We start from the raw sequence: 3492 nt of genomic DNA on the forward strand, positions 1-3492 counted from the left end.
TTGAAGAAGACGATAGAAGCAGCTTTAAGCTCCAAGCTGATAGCTCCAAGCTAACAGTTACAAGCTCGAAATTGGGTCTGTAGCTCAGTTGGTTAGAGCGCACCCCTGATAAGGGTGAGGTCGGCAGTTCGAATCTGCCCAGACCCACCAATTTTGTTATGGGGCCATAGCTCAGCTGGGAGAGCGCCTGCCTTGCACGCAGGAGGTCAGCGGTTCGATCCCGCTTGGCTCCACCATAAACTGCTTCTGAAAGCTTAGAAATGAGCATTCACTTTGAATGTTGATTTCTAGTCTTTTGATTAGATCGTTCTTTAAAAATTTGGGTATGTGATAGAAAGATAGACTGAACGTTACTTTCACTGGTAACGGATCAGGCTAAGGTAAATTTGTGAGTTCTCTTTTAATTAAGAATGCAAATTTTCGGCGAATGTCGTCTTCATAGTATAACCAGATTGCTTGGGGTTATATGGTCAAGTGAAGAAGCGCATACGGTGGATGCCTTGGCAGTCAGAGGCGATGAAAGACGTGGTAGCCTGCGATAAGCTTCGGGGAGTCGGCAAACAGACTTTGATCCGGAGATCTCTGAATGGGGGAACCCAGCCATCATAAGATGGTTATCTTGTACTGAATACATAGGTGCAAGAGGCGAACCAGGGGAACTGAAACATCTAAGTACCCTGAGGAAAAGAAATCAACCGAGATTCCCTTAGTAGTGGCGAGCGAACGGGGACTAGCCCTTAAGTGGCTTTGAGATTAGCGGAACGCTCTGGAAAGTGCGGCCATAGTGGGTGATAGCCCTGTACGCGAAAATCTCTTAGTCATGAAATCGAGTAGGACGGGGCACGAGAAACCTTGTCTGAATATGGGGGGACCATCCTCCAAGGCTAAATACTACTGACTGACCGATAGTGAACTAGTACCGTGAGGGAAAGGCGAAAAGAACCCCGGAGAGGGGAGTGAAATAGATCCTGAAACCGTATGCGTACAAGCAGTGGGAGCAGACTTTGTTCTGTGACTGCGTACCTTTTGTATAATGGGTCAGCGACTTATTTTCAGTGGCAAGCTTAACCGAATAGGGGAGGCGTAGCGAAAGCGAGTCTTAATAGGGCGTCTAGTCGCTGGGAATAGACCCGAAACCGGGCGATCTATCCATGGGCAGGTTGAAGGTTAGGTAACACTGACTGGAGGACCGAACCGACTACCGTTGAAAAGTTAGCGGATGACCTGTGGATCGGAGTGAAAGGCTAATCAAGCTCGGAGATAGCTGGTTCTCCTCGAAAGCTATTTAGGTAGCGCCTCATGTATCACTGTAGGGGGTAGAGCACTGTTTCGGCTAGGGGGTCATCCCGACTTACCAAACCGATGCAAACTCCGAATACCTACAAGTGCCGAGCATGGGAGACACACGGCGGGTGCTAACGTCCGTCGTGAAAAGGGAAACAACCCAGACCGTCAGCTAAGGTCCCAAAGTTATGGTTAAGTGGGAAACGATGTGGGAAGGCTTAGACAGCTAGGAGGTTGGCTTAGAAGCAGCCACCCTTTAAAGAAAGCGTAATAGCTCACTAGTCGAGTCGGCCTGCGCGGAAGATGTAACGGGGCTCAAACCATACACCGAAGCTACGGGTATCACGTAAGTGATGCGGTAGAGGAGCGTTCTGTAAGCCTGTGAAGGTGAGTTGAGAAGCTTGCTGGAGGTATCAGAAGTGCGAATGCTGACATGAGTAACGACAATGGGTGTGAAAAACACCCACGCCGAAAGACCAAGGTTTCCTGCGCAACGTTAATCGACGCAGGGTTAGTCGGTCCCTAAGGCGAGGCTGAAAAGCGTAGTCGATGGAAAACAGGTTAATATTCCTGTACTTCTAGTTATTGCGATGGAGGGACGGAGAAGGCTAGGCCAGCTTGGCGTTGGTTGTCCAAGTTTAAGGTGGTAGGCTGGAATCTTAGGTAAATCCGGGGTTCTAAGGCCGAGAGCTGATGACGAGTTACCTTTTAGGTGACGAAGTGGTTGATGCCATGCTTCCAAGAAAAGCTTCTAAGCTTCAGATAACTAGGAACCGTACCCCAAACCGACACAGGTGGTTGGGTAGAGAATACCAAGGCGCTTGAGAGAACTCGGGTGAAGGAACTAGGCAAAATGGCACCGTAACTTCGGGAGAAGGTGCGCCGGTGAGGGTGAAGGACTTGCTCCGTAAGCTCATGCCGGTCGAAGATACCAGGCCGCTGCGACTGTTTATTAAAAACACAGCACTCTGCAAACACGAAAGTGGACGTATAGGGTGTGACGCCTGCCCGGTGCCGGAAGGTTAATTGATGGGGTTAGCTAACGCGAAGCTCTTGATCGAAGCCCCGGTAAACGGCGGCCGTAACTATAACGGTCCTAAGGTAGCGAAATTCCTTGTCGGGTAAGTTCCGACCTGCACGAATGGCGTAACGATGGCGGCGCTGTCTCCACCCGAGACTCAGTGAAATTGAAATCGCTGTGAAGATGCAGTGTATCCGCGGCTAGACGGAAAGACCCCGTGAACCTTTACTATAGCTTTGCACTGGACTTTGAATTTGCTTGTGTAGGATAGGTGGGAGGCTTTGAAGCGTGAACGCCAGTTTGCGTGGAGCCATCCTTGAAATACCACCCTGGCAACTTTGAGGTTCTAACTCAGGTCCGTTATCCGGATCGAGGACAGTGTATGGTGGGTAGTTTGACTGGGGCGGTCTCCTCCTAAAGAGTAACGGAGGAGTACGAAGGTGCGCTCAGACCGGTCGGAAATCGGTCGTAGAGTATAAAGGCAAAAGCGCGCTTGACTGCGAGACAGACACGTCGAGCAGGTACGAAAGTAGGTCTTAGTGATCCGGTGGTTCTGTATGGAAGGGCCATCGCTCAACGGATAAAAGGTACTCCGGGGATAACAGGCTGATACCGCCCAAGAGTTCATATCGACGGCGGTGTTTGGCACCTCGATGTCGGCTCATCACATCCTGGGGCTGAAGCCGGTCCCAAGGGTATGGCTGTTCGCCATTTAAAGTGGTACGCGAGCTGGGTTTAGAACGTCGTGAGACAGTTCGGTCCCTATCTGCCGTGGACGTTTGAGATTTGAGAGGGGCTGCTCCTAGTACGAGAGGACCGGAGTGGACGAACCTCTGGTGTTCCGGTTGTCACGCCAGTGGCATTGCCGGGTAGCTATGTTCGGAAAAGATAACCGCTGAAAGCATCTAAGCGGGAAACTTGCCTCAAGATGAGATCTCACTGGAACCTTGAGTTCCCTAAAGGGCCGTCGAAGACTACGACGTTGATAGGTTGGGTGTGTAAGCGCTGTGAGGCGTTGAGCTAACCAATACTAATTGCCCGTGAGGCTTGACCATATAACACCCAAGCAATTTGCTTAAGAAGCGAGTTGCGGTGTGTGAAGACGATACAAACCGAAAGTTTGCAAACACACAAATCTATTACATACCCATTCGCTGGCACGTTGCACAAGCAACGGACTGGCTACC

The 3492-nt window shown here is 50.5% G+C and carries 2 tRNA genes and 1 rRNA gene; all 3 read left to right on the forward strand.

Going from position 1 to position 3492, the window contains the following annotated elements:
• Window positions 1-73: 73 nt before the first annotated feature.
• The 3 genes from F6S12_RS30555 (at window position 74) to F6S12_RS30565 (ending at window position 3360) form a co-directional block, all read left to right on the forward strand.
• Window positions 74-150: transfer RNA gene (locus F6S12_RS30555), tRNA-Ile, on the forward strand.
• A 10-nt stretch (window positions 151-160) separates the two neighbouring features.
• Window positions 161-236, forward strand: a tRNA-Ala gene (locus F6S12_RS30560).
• A 232-nt stretch (window positions 237-468) separates the two neighbouring features.
• Window positions 469-3360, forward strand: a 23S ribosomal RNA gene (locus F6S12_RS30565).
• Window positions 3361-3492: the final 132 nt, after the last annotated feature.

The organism is Pseudomonas sp. JV245A (assembly GCF_032424515.1).
GTDB lineage: Bacteria > Pseudomonadota > Gammaproteobacteria > Pseudomonadales > Pseudomonadaceae > Aquipseudomonas > Aquipseudomonas protegens.